Source organism: Actinophytocola sp. (genome assembly GCF_035634895.1).
Classification (GTDB): domain Bacteria; phylum Actinomycetota; class Actinomycetes; order Mycobacteriales; family Pseudonocardiaceae; genus Actinophytocola.
In genome coordinates this window covers 14,990-39,142 of the sequence record NZ_DASQCC010000185.1, presented here as the reverse complement: position 1 = coordinate 39,142, position 24,153 = coordinate 14,990, and the positions used below count along the sequence as shown (strand labels likewise).

Annotated in this window: 23 protein-coding genes; 12 read left to right on the top strand and 11 right to left on the bottom strand. The window is 71.5% G+C overall.

The genetic code is table 11. The features are described from left to right. Window positions 1–75 precede the first annotated feature (75 nt). Together VET29_RS27130 and VET29_RS27125 are read left to right on the top strand one after the other, a co-directional pair. Window positions 76–921: an NAD(P)-dependent oxidoreductase gene (locus tag VET29_RS27130; protein ID WP_324925469.1), complete on the top strand. Its 846-nt coding sequence runs from the start codon at window positions 76–78 to the stop codon at window positions 919–921. 51 nt (window positions 922–972) lie between these two features. Continuing rightward, entirely contained in the window at window positions 973–1,551 is a 579-nt protein-coding gene (locus VET29_RS27125) for a TetR/AcrR family transcriptional regulator (protein WP_324925553.1), read from the top strand. A 332-nt stretch (window positions 1,552–1,883) separates the two neighbouring features. Here the strand turns inward: VET29_RS27125 and VET29_RS27120 are convergent, their stop codons facing one another. Beyond that, window positions 1,884–3,146, bottom strand: coding sequence for a hypothetical protein (locus VET29_RS27120; RefSeq protein WP_324925467.1), 1,263 nt, complete (start codon window positions 3,144–3,146; stop codon window positions 1,884–1,886). Window positions 3,147–3,204: 58 nt separating this feature from the next. Between VET29_RS27120 and VET29_RS27115 the strand changes: the two genes are divergently transcribed. The 6 genes from VET29_RS27115 (at window position 3,205) to VET29_RS27090 (ending at window position 7,835) form a co-directional block, all read left to right on the top strand. Then, the gene (locus VET29_RS27115) at window positions 3,205–3,993 is read left to right on the top strand and encodes an SDR family oxidoreductase (RefSeq protein WP_324925465.1); all 789 of its coding nucleotides are present in this window, start codon (window positions 3,205–3,207) and stop codon (window positions 3,991–3,993) included. Continuing rightward, on the top strand, window positions 3,986–5,332 hold the full coding sequence (locus tag VET29_RS27110; protein WP_324925463.1) for a cytochrome P450: 1,347 nt from the start codon (window positions 3,986–3,988) through the stop codon (window positions 5,330–5,332). The genes VET29_RS27115 and VET29_RS27110 overlap by 8 nt, the downstream gene beginning before the upstream one ends. 115 nt (window positions 5,333–5,447) lie before the next feature. After that, complete coding sequence (locus tag VET29_RS27105) at window positions 5,448–5,639, top strand: ferredoxin (protein ID WP_324925461.1); 192 nt, start codon at window positions 5,448–5,450, stop codon at window positions 5,637–5,639. A gap of 2 nt (window positions 5,640–5,641) precedes the next feature. Continuing rightward, window positions 5,642–6,187: a nuclear transport factor 2 family protein gene (locus tag VET29_RS27100; protein ID WP_324925458.1), complete on the top strand. Its 546-nt coding sequence runs from the start codon at window positions 5,642–5,644 to the stop codon at window positions 6,185–6,187. Between the two features lie 6 nt (window positions 6,188–6,193). Next, complete coding sequence (locus VET29_RS27095; protein WP_324925456.1) at window positions 6,194–7,399, top strand: MCE family protein; 1,206 nt, start codon at window positions 6,194–6,196, stop codon at window positions 7,397–7,399. A gap of 106 nt (window positions 7,400–7,505) precedes the next feature. Then, the gene (locus VET29_RS27090; protein WP_324925454.1) at window positions 7,506–7,835 is read left to right on the top strand and encodes a putative quinol monooxygenase; all 330 of its coding nucleotides are present in this window, start codon (window positions 7,506–7,508) and stop codon (window positions 7,833–7,835) included. On the opposite strand, the gene VET29_RS27085 is transcribed toward VET29_RS27090, so the two are convergent. Further along, window positions 7,832–8,926 (bottom strand): Gfo/Idh/MocA family oxidoreductase, encoded by a 1,095-nt coding sequence (locus tag VET29_RS27085; RefSeq protein ID WP_324925452.1) that lies wholly within the window; start codon window positions 8,924–8,926, stop codon window positions 7,832–7,834. The genes VET29_RS27090 and VET29_RS27085 overlap by 4 nt on opposite strands. Further along, complete coding sequence (locus tag VET29_RS27080; protein WP_324925449.1) at window positions 8,923–10,869, bottom strand: DUF6807 family protein; 1,947 nt, start codon at window positions 10,867–10,869, stop codon at window positions 8,923–8,925. The genes VET29_RS27085 and VET29_RS27080 overlap by 4 nt, the downstream gene beginning before the upstream one ends. A 110-nt stretch (window positions 10,870–10,979) precedes the next feature. Here VET29_RS27080 and VET29_RS27075 point away from each other — a divergent pair, with 110 nt between their 5' ends. After that, window positions 10,980–12,320: a sugar ABC transporter substrate-binding protein gene (locus tag VET29_RS27075; protein WP_324925447.1), complete on the top strand. Its 1,341-nt coding sequence runs from the start codon at window positions 10,980–10,982 to the stop codon at window positions 12,318–12,320. A 6-nt stretch (window positions 12,321–12,326) separates the two neighbouring features. Here VET29_RS27075 and VET29_RS27070 read toward each other — a convergent pair whose 3' ends face one another. From VET29_RS27070 to VET29_RS27060, 3 genes are all read right to left on the bottom strand, one after another. Beyond that, window positions 12,327–13,232 (bottom strand): dienelactone hydrolase family protein, encoded by a 906-nt coding sequence (locus VET29_RS27070; RefSeq protein WP_324925445.1) that lies wholly within the window; start codon window positions 13,230–13,232, stop codon window positions 12,327–12,329. Between the two features lie 152 nt (window positions 13,233–13,384). Further along, window positions 13,385–14,278: a carbohydrate ABC transporter permease gene (locus VET29_RS27065; RefSeq protein ID WP_324925443.1), complete on the bottom strand. Its 894-nt coding sequence runs from the start codon at window positions 14,276–14,278 to the stop codon at window positions 13,385–13,387. Further along, window positions 14,275–15,198, bottom strand: a complete 924-nt coding sequence (locus VET29_RS27060; protein WP_324925441.1) for a sugar ABC transporter permease — start codon at window positions 15,196–15,198, stop codon at window positions 14,275–14,277. The genes VET29_RS27065 and VET29_RS27060 overlap by 4 nt, the downstream gene beginning before the upstream one ends. A gap of 119 nt (window positions 15,199–15,317) precedes the next feature. Here VET29_RS27060 and VET29_RS27055 point away from each other — a divergent pair, with 119 nt between their 5' ends. Next, on the top strand, window positions 15,318–16,661 hold the full coding sequence (locus VET29_RS27055) for a Gfo/Idh/MocA family oxidoreductase (protein WP_324925439.1): 1,344 nt from the start codon (window positions 15,318–15,320) through the stop codon (window positions 16,659–16,661). Window positions 16,662–16,706: 45 nt separating this feature from the next. Here the strand turns inward: VET29_RS27055 and VET29_RS27050 are convergent, their stop codons facing one another. From VET29_RS27050 to VET29_RS27040, 3 genes are read right to left on the bottom strand one after another with little or no spacing between them, the layout of a single operon-like run. Beyond that, on the bottom strand, window positions 16,707–17,516 hold the full coding sequence (locus VET29_RS27050) for a heavy metal-binding domain-containing protein (protein WP_324925437.1): 810 nt from the start codon (window positions 17,514–17,516) through the stop codon (window positions 16,707–16,709). Window positions 17,517–17,529: 13 nt separating this feature from the next. Then, window positions 17,530–18,423, bottom strand: coding sequence for a heavy metal-binding domain-containing protein (locus VET29_RS27045; RefSeq protein ID WP_324925435.1), 894 nt, complete (start codon window positions 18,421–18,423; stop codon window positions 17,530–17,532). Beyond that, window positions 18,420–18,812 carry a hypothetical protein gene (locus VET29_RS27040; RefSeq protein WP_324925433.1) on the bottom strand — a complete coding sequence of 131 codons (393 nt, stop codon included), beginning with the start codon at window positions 18,810–18,812 and terminating at the stop codon, window positions 18,420–18,422. The genes VET29_RS27045 and VET29_RS27040 overlap by 4 nt, the downstream gene beginning before the upstream one ends. A 235-nt stretch (window positions 18,813–19,047) precedes the next feature. Here VET29_RS27040 and VET29_RS27035 point away from each other — a divergent pair, with 235 nt between their 5' ends. Then, complete coding sequence (locus VET29_RS27035; RefSeq protein ID WP_324925431.1) at window positions 19,048–19,455, top strand: PPOX class F420-dependent oxidoreductase; 408 nt, start codon at window positions 19,048–19,050, stop codon at window positions 19,453–19,455. A gap of 176 nt (window positions 19,456–19,631) precedes the next feature. Continuing rightward, window positions 19,632–21,854 (top strand): DUF6351 family protein, encoded by a 2,223-nt coding sequence (locus tag VET29_RS27030; protein WP_324925429.1) that lies wholly within the window; start codon window positions 19,632–19,634, stop codon window positions 21,852–21,854. Between the two features lie 2 nt (window positions 21,855–21,856). Here the strand turns inward: VET29_RS27030 and VET29_RS27025 are convergent, their stop codons facing one another. Both VET29_RS27025 and VET29_RS27020 read right to left on the bottom strand, forming a co-directional pair. Beyond that, complete coding sequence (locus VET29_RS27025) at window positions 21,857–23,167, bottom strand: ABC transporter substrate-binding protein (protein ID WP_324925427.1); 1,311 nt, start codon at window positions 23,165–23,167, stop codon at window positions 21,857–21,859. Further along, window positions 23,151–24,152 (bottom strand): branched-chain amino acid ABC transporter permease, encoded by a 1,002-nt coding sequence (locus tag VET29_RS27020; protein WP_324925425.1) that lies wholly within the window; start codon window positions 24,150–24,152, stop codon window positions 23,151–23,153. The genes VET29_RS27025 and VET29_RS27020 overlap by 17 nt, the downstream gene beginning before the upstream one ends. Window position 24,153: the final 1 nt, after the last annotated feature.

Here is a 24,153-nt window from a genome sequence, read left to right as displayed (position 1 = left end):
TTCTTCGGCCATTTGACCACACCCGGAATTCCGAACTACAGTCCAGACACTTGTCCACCCATCGGGGAGGCGACCGTGAAGCCAGTGGGTTTCGTCGGGCTCGGCCAGATGGGCGCGCCGATGGCGCGGCGGCTGCTCGACTGGCCCGGCGGTCTCGTCGTCCACGACGTGCGTCCCGAGGCGCTCCAGCCGTTCCTCGAGGCGGGCGCGCGAGCGGCGGGCAGCCCGGGCGAGGTGGCCGAGTCCGCCGAGGTGATTTCGCTGATGGTCCGCGACGACGCGCAGGTCGAGGAGGTGCTCTCCGGACCGGCGGGCCTGTTGGCGACCGCGGCGCCCGGCACGGTCGTCGCGGTCCACTCCACGATCGCCGCCGGCACCGCGGCCCGGCTGGCCGCGCTGTACGGGCCGCGGGGCATCGAGATCGTGGACGCGCCGGTCTCCGGCGGCGCGCCCGGCGCCGCCAGGGGTGAGCTGGCCGTCATGGTCGGCGCCACCGACGCCGCGTTCGCGCGGTGCCGCGACGTGTTCGCGCTCTGGGCCGGTCACACCATGCACGCGGGCCCGCCGGGCGCGGGCACGGCCGCGAAGCTGGCACGCAACCTGCTGCACTTCGTGTCCTTCGCCGCGGCGGCCGAGGCCCAGCGGCTCGCCGAGGCGGCCGGGCTCGACCTGGTGGAGCTGGGGAAGGTCGTGCGGCACACCGACGCCGTCACCGGCGGCCCCGGCGCGATCATGCTGCGGCGCACGACCGCGCCCGTCGCCGAGGACAGCGGCTGGTACCCGATCCTGTCGCATGTGCGCGACCTGGGGCACAAGGACCTCACGCTGGCGGTCGAGCTCGCCGCCGAGCTCGACGTGGACACGCCGCTCGCCCGCCTGGCGCTGTCCCGACTCGCCACAGACCTGGGCGTCGCTCCTTGACAGCTGTCCGGACGACTATCATGTGGTCATGATCGAAAGCGTGGCGCCGTGATGGAACCAGTACGCCGCATCGTCGACGGCCGCCGCGCCGACACGGTGCAACGCCTGCTCACCGCCGCGCTCGACGAGGTCCGTGCCGTCCCCTACAGCGACCTCACGGTCCGCTCGGTCGCCAAACGCGCCGACGTCTCACCCGCGACCGCCTACACGTACTTCTCCTCCAAGGAGCATCTGGTCTGCGCGATCCTGTGGCAGCAGGTCCAGGACCTGCCCGCGCCGCAGGCAAAGCCGCGCCGGTCCCCAGCCGCCGCGCTCGCCGACGCGGTCCGCGGCATCACGGAGGTGTTCACCAGGGAACCCGACCTCAGCCGCGCCTGCACCACCGCACTGCTCACCGACGACCCCGAGGTCCGGCGCCTCCGCGACCAACTGGGCGCCGAACTACTGCGCCGCGTAGCCGGCGCGATCGGCCCCATGTCCCCCACCGCCCGCGAGACCCTCACCATGGCCTTCGTCGGCGCCCTGGTCCTAGCCGGCACCGGCTACCTGTCCTTCGAGGACGTCCCCCGCAAACTAGCCAAAGTAACCGACCTCCTACTCTCCAACCCCCGCCGCCACCCCAAACCCTAACCCGCGAGTCCCGCGCCCAAACACACCGAGTCCCGCGTTCACACACACCGAACTACGCTTTCGCGCACACCGAGTTGCGGTTTCATGCACACCGAACCACGGCCTCGCGCACACCGAGTTCGGTTTCGCGGACACCGAACTACGGGCGCGCGCACCGAACTACGGTTCGCGCATAACGAACCACGGGCTCGCGCACACCGAATCACGGTTTCGTGTAGATCTTGCTGTGCCCGCACCGATCCCGGTATGCACGAAACCGCAACTCGGTGCGTCTGAACGCGCAATTCGCCATGTCTGAACGCGGGGCTCGGTGTGTCTGAACGCGCAACTCGCTATGTTTGAACGCGAGACTCGCGGCCCACCGGGGTGATCGGGAGCGACCGCCGCGGCTCGAACGTGAACGACGACCCGGTGCTGATCCTCGTGACGGCGACCTCGTCGAGCTCCCTCGCCGGGACGGCGCGCGTCACCACCCGCGCGGTCCACTCCTCGGCCGTGCCCTCGACCTCGACGTCGAGCCGCGGGTCGACGGCCTGGACGACCGCGCGCAACGGCCGGCGCTCCGCCGGGCCGCACAAGGAGATCCAGGCGCCGTCCTCGTGCGCCGGCGAGGGTGTCACGGTCACGGCGTCGCCGACCGCCGCCCGCACGTACGCCGCGGGGTTGAGCAGCGGGTGCAGTTCGAGCACGCGCAGCGCGCCCTCGACACCGCCGGGCAGGCGCAGCGCGCGATGCAGGCGTTGCGCGGCGATGCCCGCGATGCCGGTGAGCTGCTTGACGCACAGGCGACGCGCGCCCTCGGCGTCGGTGCGCCGCCGGACGGCGTGGCCGAACCCGAGGTTGAGCAGGTGCATCTGCAGGCACACCTCGTCCGCCAGCCGCACGAGGGCGGACTTCGAGAACTCGGCGAAGTCCAGGTCCCCGCGCAGCGGCCCGGAGTAGTCGGCGTGACCGTCGTCGCCGGGCTCGATCGGGTCCAGCGCCACGGTGGCGGCCCTGGACGACCGGAGCCGTTGGCATCCCGGCGACTCGCCGACGGGCGGGTGGGCGTCGTCGATGACGACGGTCCACGCGCAGTGCGGGTGCCGGTCCGCGGGTGTGCGTGGCGGGCGGTGGATCGGCCGGACGCGCGCCCTCGGGTTGGTGGCGACCGCGGTCGCGTCGAACGTCGGGTCCTCGATGTCGTGGCACATCCCGGTCACGAACTCGTCCCCCAGCGGCTCGACGTCCATCAGCGCGCCGCAGTGGTCGAGCCGGAACTCACCGTGCCACCGGTCGTGCACGGTGTACCGGAAGTCCATGAACTGTGGCGGGGCGCCGATGTCCAGCTGCAGCCCCTTGAAGATCGTGACCACGTCGGTGCCCTCGAAGCCCAGCGCGCGTTGCATCCGGCGGGTGTAGACCGGGCTCGCGGCCATCCACTCCTCGACCGCGATCCGCGTCATCTCGGCCCGGCCGAAGGCGCCGATGCACCAGGCCATGCCCGACCGGTCGATGAGCTGCCCCGCCAGCAACAGCTCGGGCAGCAGTACGGCCAGATCCTGTTGTCGCAGCTGGGCGAACCTGCTCGTCACGACGGCCTCCGGTCTTGCCATGGGCAATAGTCCGTACTAGCGTCTGGACACATGTCTAGCACAGGAGGCGGCTGACGTCATGCCACGTTTCGAGCCGAATCCCGCGAGGCGGCCGTCGATCGTCACCGGTGCGTCGTCCGGCATCGGCGCCGCCACGGCGGTCGCGCTGGCCGGGGCGGGACACCCGGTGGCGCTGGGCGCCCGGCGCGTCGAGCGGTGCGAGGAGGCCGCCGAGCGGATCCGCGCGGCCGGTGGCGAGGCGGTGGCCCTGCCGCTGGACGTTGGCGACGACGAGTCGGTCCGCAAGTTCGTCGCCGCGGCGGTGGAGTCGTTGGGCCCCATCGAGATCCTCGTGTCCGGCGCCGGCGGGCTCGCGCCCTCGCCGATCCACGAGCTGGACTCCGAGACCTTCGCCGAGCAGGTCGGGATCAACCTGGTTGGCGCGCACCGGCTGGTGTCGGCCGTCGTGCCCGACATGGTCGGCCGGCGCCGCGGGGACGTCGTCTTCGTCGGCTCCGACGTGGTTCCCGCGCCACGCCCGGGCATGGGCGGGTACGTGGCGGCGAAGTCCGGGCTGGAGGCGATGGCGTACACGATGCGGATGGAGCTGGAGGGCACCGGTGTCCGCGCCTCGATCGTGCGTCCCGGCCCGACCGTGTCCGACCTCGCCGCGGGCTGGGACCAGCAGGCGACCCTGACGATGCTCGAGAGCTGGCAGCAGTGGGGTTTCGCCCGCCACCCGTACTTCCTGCGCGCGTCGGACATCGCGGCGGCCGTGACGACGGTCGTGTCCGCGCCTCGTGGCGTCCACCTCACGCTCGTCGAGGTCCAGCCCGAGGCGCCGCTGCGGGAGGTGCCGGATGCGTGAGCCGCGACGGGTCTCCGGCGGTGCCGGCGAGCACGGACACCTCGGTGAGCTGCGTGCCGATCCCATCGGCCTGATGCGCCGGGTGCGCGCGGAGTGCGGTGACGTCGGCGCGTTCGACCTGGCCGGCCGGCGCGTGCTGCTGCTGTCCGGCGCGAGCGCGAACCAGTTCTTCTTCCGCGCCGCAGACGAGGACCTGGACCAGGCGGAGGCCTACCCGTTCATGAAGCCGATCTTCGGCGAGGGCGTGGTGTTCGACGCCCCGCCCGAGCGGCGCAGGGAGATGCTGCACAACCAGGCGTTGCGCGGCGAGCACATGAAGGGGCACGCGGCGACCATCGCGCGCGAGATCGACCGGATGGTCGGCGGTTGGGGCGAGGCCGGGGAGGTCGACCTGCTCGACTTCTTCGCCGAGCTGACGATCTACACCTCGTCCGCGTGCCTCATCGGCGCGAGGTTCCGCGACGAGCTGGACGGCCGGTTCGCGCGGCTCTACCACGAGCTGGAACAAGGCACGGACGCGCTCGCGTTCGTCGACCCGTACGCGCCGATCGAGAGCTTCCAGCGTCGCGACAAGGCACGCGCCGGCCTCGTGGACCTGGTGCAGGGCATCATGAACGCACGCGCCGGGGGCCCGCCCCCCGCCCGCGACCAACGCGACATGCTCGACGTCCTGATGTCGGTCCGGGACGCCGACGGCGGCCCGCGCTTCACCGCCGACGAGATCACCGGGATGTTTATCTCGATGATGTTCGCCGGGCACCACACCAGCTCCGGCACGGCCGCGTGGACCCTCATCGAGCTGCTCCGCCACCCGGACGTGCTCGCCGGCGTGGTCGCCGAGTTGGACCGGCTGTACGCCGACGGCTCGGCGGTCAGCTTCCAGGCACTGCGCGAGATCCCGATGCTGGAGTCGGCGGTCAAGGAGGCGCTGCGCCTGCACCCCCCGCTGATCCTGCTGCTGCGGGTCGCGACCGGCGACCTCACGGTGAACGGGTACGCGGTCCGGCGCGGCGACTACGTCGGCGCCACCCCGGCGATCTCCAACCGGATCCCGGAGGACTTCCCGGAGCCGGACACCTTCGACCCGGCCCGCTACGCGGAGCCACGGCAGGAGGACCTGGTGAACCGCTGGACGTGGATCCCCTTCGGCGCGGGACGGCACCGGTGCGTCGGCGCGGCGTTCGCGATGCTACAGCTCAAGGCAATCTTCTCGGTGCTGCTGCGCGACTACACCTTCGAGCTGGCGCAACCCTCGGCGACCTACCGCAACGACCACTCCAAGATGGTCGTGCAGCTCACCCAACCCTGCCGGGTCCGCTACCGCAGGCGCGCGTCATGAGCGGAGCCCGTCCGCACGAATGGGACTTTCGTACGGACTCGGGGAGCAAACCCGGCAGCTCGCTCGTTGCCATGGAGGTAGCGTCGGGCGGGGCGGGCCCGGGCGGGTGGACGTCATGAGGATCGAGGCCGATCTCGATCTGTGCCAGGGACACGCGATGTGCCAGCTGGAGGCGCCCGAGGTGTTCGAGGTGCCCAGGCGCGGCACGGTGATCGTCCTGGACGAGGCGCCTGGCCCCGGCTCGCGCGGGCCGGTCGAGAGCGCCGTACGGAACTGCCCCACCCAGGCACTGACCATTGTGGAGTGACCGTGACCGCTTTCCCCCGCGAGGAGCTGGACGAGATGGTCCGGCGCTGGCTCGACGCCAACGAACGCTGTGAGGAGGCCGGCGACTGGCGCCCGCTCGCCGAGATGTACACGGCGGACGCCACCTACGGCTGGCACAACGGACCGCACGAGGAGTTCATGGCGGTGGGCCGCGACGAGATCCGCGACCACGCGCTCGGCACCGAGATGTTCGGGCTGGACGGCTGGACCTACCCCTACCAGAGGGTGCTCGTCGACGACCGCGCCGGCGAGGTCGTCGGCTTCTGGAAGCAGGTCGCCGACGCTCGCGGGCCGGACGGCTCGCCGTACACGGTCGCGGGCATCGGCGGCAGCTGGTTCCGGTACGCGGGTGACTGGCAGTGGTCCTGGCAGCGTGACTTCTTCGACCTCGGCGCCGCCGCGGCGCTGTTCGTGGAGATGATCAAGGCGGACGTGCTGTCCGACGGCATGCGCGAACGCATGGCACGCGCGGCCAGGCCCCAGCCGGGGCACCATCCGCGCGGCGGCTCCCCGGTCGAGATCTGGTGAGACCCCGTGCGCGCGCTGCGGATCCGGCTGTTGCTGTTCGCGATGATCGCGGTGGGCGGCGTCGTGTATGTCGGCGGCACGTACGCGGGGCTGGACCGGCTGTTCGGCGCGCACGGCTACCGGGTGACCGCGCGCATGGCCGACTCGGGCGGCATCTTCCCCAACGCGGAGGTGACCTACCGCGGCGTGGCCGTCGGCCGGGTGGAGCGGCTCGTCCTGTCCGACGACGGCGTCGACGTGATCCTCGACCTCGACGGCGCACCGCCGATCCCCGCCGACACGCGGGCGGTCGTGGCGAACCGGTCGGCGGTCGGCGAGCAGTATGTCGACCTGCGGCCGCCGGATGGGCGCGGGCCGTACCTGACCGACGGATCGGTGATCCCGGCGTCCCGGACCGAGACCCCGGCCGGCCCGGAGGTGCTGCTGTCCAACCTGGACGGTCTGGTGGCGAGCGTGCCGCTGGATTCCTTGCGTACCACGGTGGACGAGCTGTACCTGGCGTTCCGGAACTCGGGACCGGCACTGCGGGTCCTGCTGGACAGCGCCCGCGAGCTGACGGCCACGGCGGTCGCGCACCTGCCGCCGACGACCTCCCTGCTGGCCAACGGCGAGGTCGTGCTGACCACGCAGGCCGAGCAGTCGCGACGGATCCTGGACTACAGCTCGTCGCTGCGCCTGCTCGCCCAGCAGCTGAGGACCTCGAACCCCGACCTGCGCGACCTGATCACCGTGACCCCCACCGTCGCCGTGCGGGTGAACGACATCCTGCGCGACGTGGGCCAGGACCTCGGCGTGATCATCGCGAACCTGCTGACCACCATGCGGATCACCGCCACCCGCACCGACGCCGTCGAGGAGCTGCTGGTGGGCTTCCCGATGATCACGGCCAACCGGTCGGCCGCTAGCTCCGACGGAACCGGGCACGTCGGCCTGGTCCTCACGTTCAACGACCCGTTCTCGTGCACCAAGGGGTACGAGGGCACACACCAACGCGGCGCGACCGAGACGACCGAGTCCCGGCCGAACCAGCAGGCGTACTGCGCCGAGCCGCCGGGCAGTCCGATCGGTGTGCGCGGCTCGCAGAACGCCCCGTACGGCGGCAGACCCGACGCGGTCCCACCGCCGGTGACCTCGGGACTGCCGGGCATCCTGTCCTGGCCGGGGACCGCGCCGACGACGCTGCCCGGCCTGCTCGGCCTGCCGGCCGGCTGACTCCCACGCCGCTGGCGACGCTGACGACGGGCACGAGCTGGTCGATGCCGGGGTGACCTGCCGCGCCACCTTTTGGTCACGGGGGCGGGCGAGTAGGTTTCACCGCATGATCTTCATTACGGCCAAGTTCCGGGTCCTGCCCGAGCACGCGGACGACTGGCCCCGGATCAGCGCCGAGTTCACGCGGGCCACCCGCGCCGAGCCGGGGTGTCTCTGGTTCGACTGGTCCCGCAGCCTCGACGACCCCAACGAGTACGTCCTGGTCGAGGCCTTCCGCGACGGTGACGCCGGCGCCGCGCACGTCCAGTCCGACCACTTCGAGACGGCCCGGCGGACCCTCCCGCGCCACCTCGCCGAGACGCCACGGATCGTCAACTTCACCGTCCCGCAGGACGACTGGTCAGAGCTGGGCGAGATGGCCGTGCCAAAGGACTAACGGGCCCACGGCGCGCCCAGCGACGAGAACGTCTTCCCGCGCACGGCGGCCCGGGAACACCATGCCTCCACGTCGGTGACGACGGGGTGGCGGTCGTCGCCCTCACCTGACCAGCGGATGTGGTGATCGGGGATCCGGGTCGGCTCGTCAGCGGCGCGGACCGCCTCGACCACGTGCATGAAGGCCGCGGTGTCCTCCACCGGGCAGCGCGGCCGGCTGCCGGTCGCGCGGGCCGTGAGCAGGTCGTCCAGCAGGTCGACGCGGCCGAACGTCATGGTCCGGTCGTCCACGTCGACCGTGTCCGACTCGTATGCCAGCCGTACCGTGCCCTTGCTCCCGTGGACGAGAACCAGCGCGGGCGAACGCCTCGGCGCGCACAGCGTGAACCCGAAGGCCAGCCGCAGGCCGTCGGACAGGGTGACCACGCCCGACGACGTGTCGTCGGCCTCGATGTCGTTCGCCCGGTAGAGGTCCGTCTCCACCTGGGTGACCGAGGCCCCGGCCACCAACAGTGCCGTCGCGACCGCGTGCGCCAGCGGGTTCGTCACGACGCCGTCGACGACGTCCCGGCCGGCCAGCCGGCGGTGCCCAGCCCACTCCGACCGCGCCCAGTACCCCGCCGTGCGCACCCACGTCCCCACCGCGCCGTACCCGCTCACCTGCCCGATCTCGCCGGCGGCCACGATCCGCCGCACCGCGTCGATCGCCGCCGAGCCGAACGTCTGGAAGCCGACCTGGCAGATCCGTCCCGTCTCCCGGACGGCGGCCACCACGCGCGAGAACTCCGCGAGCGACGGCGCGGGCGGCTTCTCCAGCAGCACGTCACAGCCGGCCCGCATCGCCGCCACCGCCAGGTCGGCGTGGGTGTGGACCGGCGTCGCCAGCACCACCACCGCCGGCTCCTCCCGGGCCAGCAGGTCCGCCAGGCTGTCGTGCCAGGTCACGCCGGACAGCCGGGGCGCGAGCGGGCCGGGCGGGCGGGGGTCGGCCACCGCCACGAGCCGGGCCCGGCCCGCCGCGGCGAGCCGGTCCAGCCGGTCGAAGTACGACGCGCCGTGCCCGCGGGCACCGACCAGGGCCACGCGTTTCACAGGGCACCCCGGCGGGCCGCCGCGACCCGGGCGAGTGCCAGGTCCGCGAGATCCGAGGCGTCCTGTGTGGACAGCCGGCGGTCGACCACCAGTGCCACCAGCCCGAGGTCCAGGTCCTCCCCGGCGCCGATCACGCACGGCGTGTCCCACGCGAGCGCGGGCCCCGCGCCGACGTAGTCCGCCACCCGGACGAACCACGGCCTCGGCTCGCCCTCCTGGACCAGCACCACCGACGCCCACTCCCCGCCGTACCGGCCTCCGAACGCCAGCCACGGTGACCGGGACCCGTGCGCGCCGGACTCCGAGTCCGCGTCCGCCGTCAGGACCTCGGTCGAGTCCGCCGACACCAGCCGGCAGAAGATCCCGCCGTACCCGGCGCCCGGCCTGCCCCGCAGCGCCGGGCTGGAGATGGTCGCACCCGCCGGCGCGGTCAGCCTGCTGTGCCACCCGAGCGCCCACGCCTCGGCCTCCGCGATGACCACCCCGGTCAGCTGGCGTTCCTCCACGAGCTGCTGCCGGTCGTGCTGGTCCGCCCAGGTCAGCGACTCGCGCAGCCCGCCGTCGGCGACCTCGGCGCCGTGGCTGATCTGCCGCCCGTGGTTGCGCAGCAGGGTCGGGCCCTGCCCCGCCAGGAACGTCCGGCCGCCCCAGTACGTGGTGCCGTCGACGTCGGCGATGGTCAGCGACAGGCCGTAGTGGTGCCGGTGGTCGACCGGGCTGATCTCGGTCACCGCGCGCCCGGACAGCGAGTGGATCGGGTGCAGGTACGGCCGCGGGCTGTGCACCTGCGGCAGGTCCGCCCCGTCCTCGTACCGCGTCAGCGGGATGTCGCGGTGCTCCAGCACCGCCCCGCTGCCCGCCAGCCGCCAGCGCGCCTCGCCGATGACCTGCTGCCGCGCCGCCGCGGCCGTGCCCGACGACGGCACCCCGAGCCGCCGCGCCGGGGGCACCGGACCGCTGCTCGCCCGCACCACCAGCTCCGGTGCGATCATCTCGGGCTCGGTGCCGGTCTGCTCGCTTTCCATTGCCATGACCAGCCTTTCCCACGCCCGGCGCCCGAGCGCGACTGATGAGACGCTTGCCGTGGTCAGCGACGGCGTCGCGTACCGCGAGAGTTCGATGCCGTCGAAGCCGGTGACCGAGAGGTCGCCCGGGACGGCCACCCCGGTCTCGTTGAGCCGTGCCAGCAGCCCGAACGCGACGAGGTCGTTGAACGCCAACGCGCTCGTCGCCCGGCTCTCGAGGACCTCGTCGGCGACGCGGTAGCCGTCCTCGATCGTGGTGCCGGCCGGGATCGTCCGGACCCGCAGGAACGGGTGCCGGCGCGTCGCCTCCGCCAGCCCCAGCAGGCGGGCCCGGTTCGACGCGGCGTTGGGCGGCCCGGCCAGGTACGCGAGGTCGCGGTGGCCCAGGTCGACGAGGTGGTCGACGATCTCGCCGATGCCCGCGGCATAGTCGACCGCGAGCGTCGGGGCCTGCGCGACCGGCCGGTTCAGCACGACGACCGGTGCCGCCCTGGCCAGGAGGGCGGTGAGCTCGTCGGCCGGCATCCGGGGGCTGGCGAGGATGAGCGCGTCGCAGCGTAGCCGCGCCTCCAGCGCGGTCTCCGCCTCCTCGGTCACGGACTCGGCCGTCTCCGCGACCAGGATCCGGTACCCGCTCTCGGCCGCGGCAGCCATCGCGCCGCGCAGCACCTGCTGGAACATCGGGTTGCTCAGGTCGGGGACGACCAGCGCGACCGTGTTGGTGCGGCCCAACGAAAGGCTGCGCGCCACGTTGCTCGGGCGGTACTGCAACCGGTCGGCGGCGGCCCGCACCCGGGCGGCGATCTCCGGGGCCACGGTCGTCCTGCCGTTCATGACCCTGGAGACCGTCGCGCGGGACACCCCGGCCGCGGCGGCGACCTCCTCGATGGTGCTCGCACCCTTCAGCGACCGTGCCATGCCTCGTCCTTCACACCTAGGAAACCGGTTCCCCAGCTGTTACCGTAGCCCACGATAAACCGGTTTCCCATCCGGCGAGCCACGCTCAACGACGAGAGAGGTGCACGACCATGGGACTGCGAGGACGGCTGGCCGGCCTGGCCGCAGTCGCGGCGGCGCTGGCGATGGTCGGCGGCTGCGCCGGCCCGGGCAGCGGGACCACGGCAGCGCCGAAGGCCGCCACGGTGGACTGGGGCAAGGCCGAGGGCACGATCGAGTTCTGGGACACCAACGCCAACCCCCGGCTCACCGCGAAGTGGCAGGAGCTGATCGCGGACTTCCAGAAGGAATATCCCAAGATCAAGGTCAACTACGTCGGCCTGCCGAACTCCTCCTACCTGCAGAAGGTGCAGAACGCGCTCGCCACCGGCGAGATCCCCGACGTCCTGCTGATCGGCAACGACATCGCGAGCCTCATCGCGCAGAAGTCGCTCGTGCCGCTGGACGACGCGTTCACAGAGGCCGGGCTCCCGGACCGGATCGACAAGGCCATGGTCGACAACGAGCGGGTCAACTCGGCCGACCGCAAGCTCTACAAGGCGCCGCTGACCGCGCTCTCGGACATCATCTGGTACCGCAAGGACTGGCTCGCGGAGGCCAACCTCAAGGAGCCCAAGTCCTACGAGGAGTTCTTCGACGACGCCGAGAAGCTCACCAACCCGGGCGCCAACCGGTTCGGGTTCGCGTTCCGCGGCGGCCCCGGCTCGATGCCGCCGATGATCGCCATGACCTACGGCCAGTCCGGCGTCGGCGAGTTCTTCACCAGGAACGGCCAGGCAACCCTCGACAACAAGGACAACATCAAGGCCTTCAAGCGCTACGTCGGGCTGTACGGCACGGTCAGCGCCGCGGCGGACATCTCCAACGACTATCCCAAGATCGTCGCCGCGTTCGACGGCGGCTCCGCGTGGGCCATGCACCACAACCTCGGCTCCTACCAGGACCACATCACCGCACTGGGCGCGGACAAGGTGGCCGGGGTGGCGCCGTTCCCCGACGAGAAGGGCGTGATCACCGCGACGAGCCCGTCCGTCTCCGGGCTGAGCATCATGGCCGGCAGCGAGAAGAAGGCCGCGGCGTGGAAGTTCGTCGAGTTCATGAGCACCACCGCCAACTCCGCGTGGTCCGAGACGGTCGGCCAGGTGCCGGCCCTGCTCACCGCGCAGAAGGACCCGTGGGTGAAGAAGTCGCAACCGCTCGAGTCGGTCGTCAGGACGGCGGCCAACCCGAAGACGCGGTTCGTGCGGCTGCCGACCTACCTGCCCGACTGGGGCTCGATCCTCAAGACCGAGATGGAGCCGGACTTCCAGGCGGTGCTGCAGAAGACGATGACGCCCGAGGACTTCCTGTCGAAGTACGCGGACCGCTTCGAGAAGGCGCTGGCGGAGTACAAGGAACACGGCGGTAGGTAGCCGGGCTCATGTGGACAGTGCGGCGACAAGGAAGTCGATTGCCTGATCCTGCATGGGACCGTCGAAGCGGTGGGGGCCGGGCACCGTGACGCCCACGTAGGTCCCCGCCGCTTCGGCGAACCGCTGGCGCAGCAGGGCGTCGGCGCGGACCATGCCCTCGGGCGGGAACAACGCGTCGTCGGCCGCGTAGAGCACGAGCTGGTCGTGCTCGCCCCGACCGAAGGCGACGTCGGGCCAGTCCCGGCCGTCGCCGATGCCCGGGGTCGCCAGCAGCCACGAGTGCGCGTCGAGGTAGGCCGGATAGAGTTCGTCCACAGTGGACATCATGCACGCGATGACGCTGGCCCGTATCCGGGGGTCCAGTGCCGTGAGCACGGCCGCACGCCCTCCCCCGCCGGAGAAGCCCACGACGCCGAGCCGGTCCACGTACGGCAGGCCGGCGAGGACGTTCAGGGCGGTCAGGTCGTCGTGGGCGACCGCGCCCGCGAAGGACGTGCCCATGACGCCGGCGAACTTGGCCACGGTCGCCTCGTGCAGGGCCGCCGCGGTGTCGTAGCCGGGATCCCGCCCGGCCGCGCGGAGTGCCGCCATCGTGGACCGCAGCCGCCACGGCTCGGGCGTCAGCGCGAACCGGCGCGACCCCCAGGCGAACGCGTCGTGGGCGAGCACCGCGAACCCCGCGCGCGCCAGCCGCTCGGCGAGCGCGACGCCCCCGTAGCACTTCTGGCGCAACCGTTCCGCGGTCGGCTCGGGCGAGGAGACCAGCCGTTGCGCGCCGACGCTCTTGACCCCGGCGTGGCAGTGCAGGGCCAGCACTCCCGGCAGTGGTCCGGTTCTCGACGACGGCAGCGCCAGCCACGCCCTGGTCGGCGGCCCGAAGGCCGTCCGCCAGCTCAGCTCGGTCAGCTCCACCTGGCCGCGCCGCCACGCGCGTACCGCCCGCGAGGCGGCCCGTGCGGGGGCGAGAACGCCCAGCAGCGAGGCCAGCTCGCCGTCGAGGCGCTCCCCGGCGCGCCAGGCCGCGGGCCAGTCCTCGTAACCGCCGATCGCGGACGGCCGCGTGGTCAGCCCTTCACCGCCCCGGCCGACAGGCCCTGCACCAGGTACCGCTGGACGTAGGCGAACACGAGCACGACCGGCACCACGGCCACCACGCCGCCGGCCGCCAGCGCGCCGAAGTCGACGCTGTACTCGCCGAGCATGTAGCTCAGCCCGACCGGCACGGTGAACTTGTCCTGCGAGTTCAGGAACATGAGCGCGAACAGGAAGTTGTTCCACGACGAGATGAACGCGAACGAGCTGATCGCGACGATTCCCGGGCGCAGCAACGGAAGCACGGTCGCCAGGAAGCCACGCACGCGGCCGCAGCCGTCGATCCAGGCGGCCTCCTCCAGCTCGATCGGGATGTTCCTGATGAACCCGGCCATGAGCATCAGCGACAGCGGCAGGTGGAACACGGTGTCCGCGACGACGATGCTCCACAGCGAGTTGATCAGGAACGTGGCGCGGAAGACGTCGAACAGCGGGATGAGCATCATCGCGCCGGGGATGAACTGGGTGCACAGCATCAGCAGCATGAACGCGCCCTTGCCGCGGAAGGAGAACCGGGCCAGCGCGTAGCCGCCGACCAACGCGATGGCGGTGCTGAAGAACACCGTCAGCACCGCGATGATCACGGAGTTCTCGAAGAACACCGAGAAGCCGGCGCCGTTCCACACCGTCGAGAAGTGCGCCAGCGTCAGCGGCCACGGGAACAGCGAGGTCGACCCGGTCTCGCGGAAGGCGAAGAGCAGGATCCAGTAGAACGGCACCAGCGTGAACAGCAGGTACAGCGCGAGCGGTACGTAGACGACCCAGCGCGGCGTGCGGCGCGGATCGGCCGCCCGGCGGGAGGGCCGCGACTGGGGCGGTACCGGTGGCACGGACGTGACGTTGGGTGGCGCCGCGGTCATGCTCATGAGTTCTGTTCCCTCCCCATGCGCACCAGCCAGAGATAGGTGCCCGAGAACACCGCGAGGACGACGAAGGCCGCCATCGTCAACGCCGAGCCGTAGCCGAACTCCTTGGCGTCGATGGCGAGGCGCGCGACGTACAGCGGCAGCGTCGTCGTGGCGCCGCCCGGCCCGCCGCCGGTCAGGGTGTAGAGCAGGTCGACGTTGTTGAACTCCCACACCGCACGCAGCAGGGTCGAGATGACGATCGCGGTACGCAGGTGCGGCAGGGTGATCGACCAGAACCGGCGCAACCGGCCGGCGCCGTCCACCTCCGCCGACTCGTACAGGTCCCGGGAGATCGACTGCAGGTCGGCGAGGATCAGGATCGCGAAGAACGGGATCCCGCGCCACAGCTCGGCGACGACCGCCGCCCAGAACGCGGACCCCGCGTTCGCCAGCGGGCTCGTCCCGTACTGGCCGATCCCGGCGTCGGCCAGGTAGCGGCCGATTCCGGTGGTGGGGCTGTAGATGAGCAGCCAGATCGTCGTCGTCAGCACGCCGCTGACCGCCCACGGCGCGAACGCGAGCGCCCGCGAGATGGCCCGGCCGACGAACGACTCGTTGATGATCAGCGCGAGCGCGAGGCCGAAGACGAGCTGCAGGCCGACCTCCACGACGACCCACCGCGCGGTGAAGACGAGCGACCGCCAGAACTGGGTGTCGCCGAACATGGTCACGTAGTTGTCGAAACCGGCGAAACCATTGCTCCACGGCTTGGTGACGTTGTAGTCGTAGAGGCTGTAGTAGACGACGCTGCCGATCGGGTAGAGGAGGAACACCGCGACCAGCAGCCCCGCGGGCGCGATCAGCAGGTAGGGCGTCCACCGCTCTCGGCGCCGTCTCCGCGCGCCCCTGGCCGGGGCCGGGGCGTTGAGCACGGCCATTGTGCTGTCTCCACCCTCTCGGTAACCGGTTTCCGACAGTGAAACGCACACTCTCGCCTTGGTCAATCCCTTGGGTATGGTGTTGTGAGAAACCGGTTGCTCTCAGGGAGGATGCCCAGATGGTGCTCCGGCGGCGGTACGGGGTGGTCGGCACGGGGTCACGCGCCGGCATGTACGTCGACGCGATGGTCGGCGAGCACGCGGACGTCGCCGTCCCGGTGGCGTGGTGCGACACGAACGAGTCGCGGATGGCCGCCTACGACGAACGGGTCCACCCGCTCACGCCCCGGCACTACCACCCGGACGAGCTGGACCGCATGCTGACTGAGGTCGACGCCGTCGTCGTGACCTCACCGGACCACACGCACGCCCAGGTGGTCGCGACCGCGCTCGACGCAGGCGTGGACGTGGTGTGCGAGAAGCCCCTGACGATCGACGCCGAGGGGCTGCGGGTCGTCCACGACGCCGTGACGGCCTCGCCGGCCCGGCTGACGGTCACCTTCAACTACCGCTACTCGCCCCGCAACAGCGCGCTGCGCCGGGTCATCGCGGGCGGCGAGATCGGCGACGTGCTGTCGGTGCACTTCGAGTGGCTGCTGGACACCGTGCACGGCGCGGACTACTTCCGCCGCTGGCACCGCGCCAAGCGGAACTCCGGCGGACTGGCCGTGCACAAGGCGACCCACCACTTCGACCTCGTCAACTGGTGGCTCGACGACGTGCCCGAGACGGTCACCGCGCTCGGCGGCATGCGGTTCTACGGCCCGCGGGGCACCGGCCGCCCCGCGGGGGCGCGGCCGCCGCTGGCGCGGGACCTGGCCGAGGACGACCCGTTCCACCTCGACATGGCGGGCGACGACCGGATGCGCCGGCTGTACCTGGAGGCGGAGCGGGACGACGGGTACCTGCGCGACCAGGACGTGTTCGCGCCGGGCGGGGACATCGAGGACACGCTGAGCGTGCTGGTGGGCTACCGCGGCGGGGCGAGCATGTCGTACTCGCTGACCGCGCACAGCCCGTGGGAGGGGTACCGGGTCGGGGTCAACGGCACTCGCGGACGAGCGGAGCTGGAGGTCGTCGAGCGGAGCCACGTCGCCGTGGGCGACGCCGCGCGGTTGCTGGGGCCGGGTGGCAAGCGGCCGGCCGTCGACCCGAGCGTGACCCCGGGGACGGTGGACGGCACGGTGGGCACGCGGCCGCACGGGTCACGGCTCGTCGTGCAGCGGCACTGGGACGTGGCCAGGGAGATACCCGTCCCGGCGGGCGAGGGCGCCCACGGCGGCGGCGACGCGATCCTCCTGCGCGACGTCTTCCGCGGCCCGGCGGACGACCCGCTGCGCCGCCAGGCCGGCCACCTCGACGGGATGTACAGCGTCGCGGTCGGGGTCGCGGTCAACACTAGCCTCCGGACGGGCGGGCCGGTGCGGATCGCCGAGCTCGTCGCCGCCCCGGCCGACCGGTAGGCCCGGTCCCGCCTCGGGGACGCGGCCCGGCCCGGGTCGGGACGACTAGGTGTCCAGGCCGAGGACCAGCTGTGGTTGCGGGATCGTGTGGTCGTCGCGGATGGGGCGGACGGCGGTGCCGATGGCGAAGAACTCCGTGGTGTGGCCACCCCAGGTGTGGTTGTGCTGGGAGAGCTGCACCCCGACGATGCCTTCGGCACGCAACGCCTCGGCCTCCTTCTGCATGCGTTCCATCGCCAGCTCCCGCGCGTCGTAGAGCGCCTGGGTGAACTGCGGCAGCTCGGTGTTGCGGCCGACGTTGGACACGATGTTCCCGAACGTCCGGTGCGCGATGTGGTAGACGCAGGTGCCCATCACCATGCCGAGCGGCATGTAGCCGGTCTGCAGCAACGTCCAGAAGTCCTGCCCCGACAGGTCGGAGGTGAACGGACGGTCGCGGTTGTTGCGCCAGTTCCCACCGTCCTCGGCCGCCACCGCGGTACCGATCGCGATGAACTCGGCGATGTCGCTGCCCCACTCCTTGAGCTCGACCCGCAGCCGCACGGCGACGATCCCGTCCGCCCCGAGCACATCGGCCTCGGCCTCCATGCGGTCCATCGCCAGCTCCCTGGCGTGGTACATCGCCTGCGACAACGTACCCATCTCCTGGTTCTTCCCCCACCGCCCGAACTGCATCCCCACGTGGTAGATCGAGGTGCCCAGCACCAGACCGAGCGGACGGAAACCCGCCTGGCGCACCAGAAGGAACTCGTTCACCGACAGGTCGGAGGTGAAGATCGAACCCGGCCGGCCCGGCTTGAGCTCGTTGAGCCGGGTCATCGCGTCGGCCGGCAGACCTGCCTCGCTGGCGTCCATCGGGTTCCTTCCTTCAGTTGAGTCGCATCATGGGCAGCGGCGCGGGCGGCCGGTTGCCGGCGGTGTGCTCGAACGGTGTGATGGCGGTGCCGATCACGATCGCCTCGGCGACGTGGTCACGCTGGTCGTTGCCGCCGCTGCGGCACGCTCGCTCGCCGACCTGCAGCGTGGACGTGCGCACGACGACACCCGAGCCGCGGACCCGGGCGCACTCCTTGCGCAGGCGGTCCCTCGCCCAGTGGCGCGCGGTGCCGACCAGCTCGGTGAACCCGCTGACCTCCGTGTTCGACCAGGACCTCGCCTGGAGGCGGGTGCCGTAGTCGTCGTGCCGGATGGCGACGGCCACGCCGAGCACCATCCCGCAGGGCACCCATCCGGCGGTGATCAGCTTCGCGAAGTCCTGGCCGGTCAGGTCGGACAGGAAGGGCTGCCGCGCGTGCACCGGCCCGTCGGCCCGCACGGCGGTGCCGATCGCCTGGAACTCCAGGCCGCCCGCCGGGAACGGCGCGATGGTCAGGCGCACCGCGACGACGCCGTCACCGCCGAGGCCGGCGCACTCCTGGCTCATCCGGCGCATCGCGAGGGTGCGTGCCTCGTACAGGGAGGCACGCAGGCCCTCGGCCTCGGTGACGGTCGACCTGCCGCTGGTGAAGCCGCCCCAGGTGTAGCCGCAGTTCCACGAGCCGGTGTAGCCGATGTGGTAGACGCAGCTGCCCATCACCTGGCCGACCGGCGAGAACCCGGCGGACCGGATCGCGTGGTGCTCGGCGACGGTGAGGTCGGAGGTGAACGCGTGGTCGGCGGTCATCATGGCCAGCCGTTCCTGCGCCCTGACCGGCAGCCGGCCGGCCTCGAGCTCGGCGATGCTCCACTGCTCGATCTGCTCGGGCGTCAGGCCTTCGGTCATGGGAGGTCCAGCGTCGGCATGGTGAGACGGCGCACCGCGTCCGCGGCGGCGGCGTTGTCCTGCGCGTACCCGGCGAGCCGCGCGGCCAGCTCGCGGGACCAGACGTCCATGCCGACCGTCTCGGTGCGCATGACGATGCCGCCGGACTCGTGCCTGACCTGTGCGGTCACCGGCTTGCCGACGGCCTCCCGGCGCAGCGTGAACCGGCGGTCGCCGAACAGGACGCCGACGCCGAGCACCGGGGCGTCGTCCTTGACCCGGCCGAAAAGTCCCGGTTTGCGCTCGATCGACACCATCTCGGGCGGGAGGGTCGCGGAAAGGGTGTTTATCAGGAATCCCGCGTACAGCGACAGATCACCACTGTCGCGCCGCAAATTCGCGGCAAGCACCTCAAGGTCCCAACCGGACAAATCGATCCCCCTTCGACCACTTCACCCCAGATCATCCTCCTGGACACCAGGCACGACCACCAATTCAGGCACGAAACAACGTGTCGTCCACGACATTAAATGAATTCGGGCAAAACACACGGTGGGCCATGCGGTCACCACGACGGGCGGCGCGGCGGGATCTCGGGAAGGATCGAGGGTGGAAAAACGTATTCGAGCACTCCGGGAGTCGTTCATGTCCAAGCCGCCGTTGCCGCCACAGGCCGTCGAGCTGCTGCGCAAACCCAACGCGTGTGTGATGGCCACCCTGCGTTCCGACGGCACGCCGGTCTCCACCGCCACCTGGTACGTGTGGGACGACGGCCACGTGCTGTTGAGCCTCGACGCCGCCCGGGTTCGCCTCCGGCACCTGCGCGAGGACCCACGCGTCAGCCTCACCGTCCTCGACGGGGAGGACTGGGGCACCCACGTCAGCCTCATCGGCCGGGTCGTCGAGCTGCGTGACGACCCGGGCCTGTCCGACATCGACCGCATCGCCACCCACTACATCGGCGTGCCCTACCCCGACCGCGAGCGGCCCCGGGTGACCGCCGTGGTCGAGGTCGACCGCTGGCACGCCTGGGGCGCGCTCAAGGACGCCTGACCCGCGGCGGGCGTCCATGTCCCCAACTCCAGGCACCCCGGCCCGGCCCCGCGTCGGGGAAACCCCCAACGCACCCCGAGCGCCTTGGTCGCGAGCTTTTCTCACTTTCGTCCGTTCACCGCAGTGACACGCCCGGAAACCGTGGTAAGCAAGGACATCGGAGAGCGGAGGGCGCGATGACGCGTCGAGTTGCCACGGTCGTGTCCGTGGTTGTCTGTCTGGTCGGCGCCATGGTCGGCTCCGTGGCCGCCTCGGCCACCGCATCGCCGCCGTCGCGGCACGGCGGGTTGCGCATCGAGGTGCTCTCCGGCCCCGCGCGGTACGTCAGCGGCGGCGCCGCCCGGCTCCGCGTGGACGTGCGGCGCGAGACACCCGTCCAGGTGAAGGTCAACGGGACCGACGTCACCAGCCGCTTCACACCGAGTGGCCACGCACTCGAGGGCGTACTCAGCGACCTGCCCCTCGGCCCCAGCACCGTCACCGCCACCACCCGGCGGGAACGTACCGCCCTCACGCTGGTCAACCACCCCATCAGCGGCCCCATGTTCTCCGGGCCGCACCAACCCGACTTCTTCTGCTCCACTCCCGAGCACCTCGCCGGGTTCGACCTGACCGGCCCCTTCCTCGACACCGACTGCTCGCTCCCCACCCGCACCGACTACTACTACAGGTCGACCGCCAACGCCTGGCGGCCCTACGACCCGGCCGCGCCCCGGCCCGCCGACCTGGCCACCACCCCCGCCGGGGTCGACTTCGTGATCCGCTGGGAACGCGGCACCATCAACCGCTTCATCTACTCGATCGCCGTGCTCGACCCCGAAGCCGGTGGGCCAGCCGCCCTGCCGCACTGGAACCGCAAGCTCATCCACTACTTCGGCGGCGGCGTCGCGATCGGTCACTACCAGGGCTCGAACAACCAGAGCGAGTCCCGCTACGTCCACGGGCTCGGCCAGGGTTACGCGGTCGCCTGGTCCACCGGCACCAAGACCAACACGCACTACAACATGGTGCTGGGCGGCGAGACCGCCATGATGGTCAAGTCGCGGTTCGTCGTCGAGTACGGCGAACCCACCTACACCGTCGGGCTCGGCGGGTCCGGCGGCGGCATCCAGCAGTACCTCTACGGCCAGAACCACAAGGGCCTGCTCGACGCCGCGATCCCCCAGTACTCCTACCCCGACATGGTCACCCAGACCATCCACGTCGGCGACTGCGAGCTCCTCGAACGCTGGATGGACCTCAAGGTCAGGGCCGACCCGAACGCCAGGTGGCGGCAGTGGTCCAACCGCACGCTCCTCGAAGGGCTCGCCTCCTCCGACACCGTCGCCAACCCGTACCAGCCGCTAAGCCCCTGGCTCGCGACCCCGGGCTCGACCGAGTGCGTCAAAGGCTGGCGCGGCCTGTCGCCGCTCGTGCTCAACCCCAGGTTCGGCACCGCGCCGGGGATCACGCCGGAGCAGCAGGCGCGGGTCGAGTGGACGCACTGGAACGACGCGGTGAACGTGTACGGCCGTGACCCGGAGACCGGCTACGCACGGTCCACCTGGGACAACGTCGGCGTGCAGTACGGCCTGCGGGCCCTGGTGGACGGCGACCTCACGCCGGCCGAGTTCCTCGACCTCAACGCCGACGTCGGCGGCTGGAAGCAGCCCCAGGACGCCGTGCAGGAGGGCTGCCCGTTCATCGCCGCGCTCTGTCCGTCCGATGTGGACGTCTGGAGCGCGCGGAACATCAACCCGTCCGACGCCAACGGCGTGCGGCCGCGGACCGAGGGCGACGTCGACGCCATGCGGGCCGCGTACCGGGCCGGGCTCGTCTTCGACGGCCAGCTCGACATCCCGGTGATCGACTGGCGTCACTACCTCGACGCCGAGCTGGACATGCACAACGCACGCCAGTCCTTCGTGTCCCGCCAACGGATGATCGACGGGCAGGGCAGCGCAGCGAACCAGGTCATCTGGTTCACCGACGCCCGCCCGGCCCGCGCGTTCGACCAGACCCCCATGGCGCTCGCGGTCATGGACCAGTGGCTCGCCAACATCCACGACCACCCGTCCCGCGGCGTGGCCGGCAACAAGCCGGCCGAGGCGGTCGACAGCTGCTTCGCCACCGACGGCACGCTCCTCTACCGTGGCCGGGACGCCTGGCGCGGCATCCTCGACCACGGCGCGGCCGGGCCATGCACGCAACGGTTCCCGATCCACGGCACGTCCCGCACGGTCGCGGGCGGCCCGTTCGACGAGCAGCTGTACAAGTGCGCGCTCCAGCCGGTGCGAACGGCGATCGCACGCGGCCTGTACGGCTCGTGGCGGCCGACCGCCGCGGAACTCGCCCGGCTGCGGCAGATCTTCCCGTCCGGCGTCTGCGACTACCGCAGGCCGGACGTGGGCCGCCCGTAGGATCAGGTGCCCACCAGGGCGATGTCCGCCGGCGTGCTGCGGTGGGCCGGGGCGGGCCGCACCGCGCCGCTCCCCCGGTCGGTGACCATCGGCCCCTGGAGCTGCCTCGTGGTCGTGTCCGGGTTGACCTGGAACACGAACGCGCCCGTGTAGCCGGCGTGCGACCCGGCCGAGAACGCGAACGGCGTGACACCGGGTCCCGTGATCTTCCCGGACTCCAGCGCGTCGACGAGCTTGCCGCGGGTCAGGTCACGGCCGGCCAGCTTGAGCGCCTGGGCGAACGTGTACGCCTGCGCCAACCCGAAGGCGACGGTGTTGGTGAACGGCTCGTTCGGGATGTACCTGTCGTGCACCTGCCTGAACAGCGCGACCCACGGGTCGTCACTCGCCACGTCGGGCAGGTAGCCGGTGCCGATCAGCCCGTCGAGCAGCGCCGCGGCCGACACCTCCGCGCCACCGCGCCTGGCGAAGTCCCGCAGCAGCCCGGTGAGCGTCACCGGGTCGGCGCCGATGGAGGACACCACGAACCGGGGCCTGTACCCGAGCCGGGCCGCCGTGAGGATCGTCAGCGCGGTGAACGCCGGCACGCACGAGCACACGACGACCTCGGCGCCCGAGTCCTTCAGCGCGGACAGCTGTGGCAGCACGTCGGTGTTGGCCGGGTCGTAGCCCTGCCGGGACACCACGTCGGCCTTGATGAACCGGTCGAGACCCGCCTGCGCGTCCCGGCCCACGTCGTCGTTCTGGTACATCAGGCCGACCTTCCGGCCGCCGAGGTGGTCCCGGATGTACTTGCCCTGGATCTTGCCCTCCCGTTCGTAGTCGACCTGGAAGCCGAACGTCATGGGGCTGTTCCCGGGGTCGTCCCACTGCGACGCGCCGGAGGAGACGAGCAGGTCCGGCACGCCCTGCTGGTTGAGGTAGCGCACCACCTTGGAGTGGGTCGGCGTCCCCAGCCCGCCGACGATCGCGAACACCTCGTCCTGCAGCACCAGCTTCTTGACCACCTCGACCGTGCGGGTCGGGTTGTAGCCGTCGTCCTCGACCCGGTAGTCGATCCTGCGGCCGTTGATCCCGCCGTTGTCGTTGATGTAGTCGTACATGGCCTTGGCGGCGACGGAGATGCGGCTGTAGCCGGGCGCGGCGGGCCCGGTCAGTGGCTGGTGCGTGCCGATGACGACCGAGTCGTCGGTGACACCGGGCGCCGCGTCGGCCCCGGCGCCGGTCTCGCCGCCGGTGGACTCCCCCGCGCCGGCACACGAGGTGAGCAGCAGCGCGACCGCGAAGATCACGACGCTACGGACTCTTCTCATGACGTTCCTTCTTTCTCGACGTGGTGACAAGGCGCGCGACCGTCCCGTGGATGCCGCGCGGGAGGACGAGGACGACGACGATGAGCACCACGCCGAACACCGCGAGCGGCAGGTGCTGTGCCACGTCCGTGCCCAGGTCCAGCCCGTGGGTGAGTTCTTCGGCTCCCGCCTGCACGTAGACCAGCGCGAGCGCGCCCCAGAACGCGCCCCACAGGCTGCCGACCCCGCCGAGCACCATGGCCGCCAGCAGGGACAGCGACAGCGCGAGGGTGAACGAGCCGGGCGCGGCGGTGCCGAGCAGGAACGCCTGCAGGCCGCCGGCGAGCCCGCCGCAGGTGGCACTGAGCAGGAACGCCAGGATCTTCGTCCGTCCGATGTGGACTCCCGCGAGCGCGGCCGAGACCTCGTCGTCGCGCACCGCACGCAGCATCCGGCCGAACCGCCCTCGGGTCACGTTGGCCAGCAGCACGAGCGCGAGCAGCGCGGCGGCCCACACGACCCAGGCCTGCCAACGGGTCTCGGGCACGTCGAGGCCGGCAGGCAGGCTGTGCACGGTGAACGCGAGGCCGTTGCTGCCGCCCAGCGCGTCGGGAAACCGCTGCGTCACCGCGGGCAGCCCGACCGCGAGCGCGAGTGTCGCGCCGGCGAGGTAGGGCCCGTGCAGCCGGGCCGCGGCGGCGCCGGTCAGCGCCCCGGCCAGGCCGGCGGCGAGCGCGGCGAGCAGCAGGTCGAGCCAGAACGGGAAGGCCGGCACGTGGATCACCAGCAGCGCCACGGTGTACGCGCCGATGAACATGAACGCGCCGTGCCCCAGCGAGATCTGGCCGTTCGTGCCGGTCAGCAACGTCAGCCCGGCGACGGCGACGAGGTAGTACCCGACGGTCGCGATCCGCACGTTGGTGAACGGGTCGACGACGACCGACAGCGTGACCACCGCCGCGAGCGCGAGCAGCGCCAGCAGCAGGTGTCTGGTGAGCAGGCTCAAC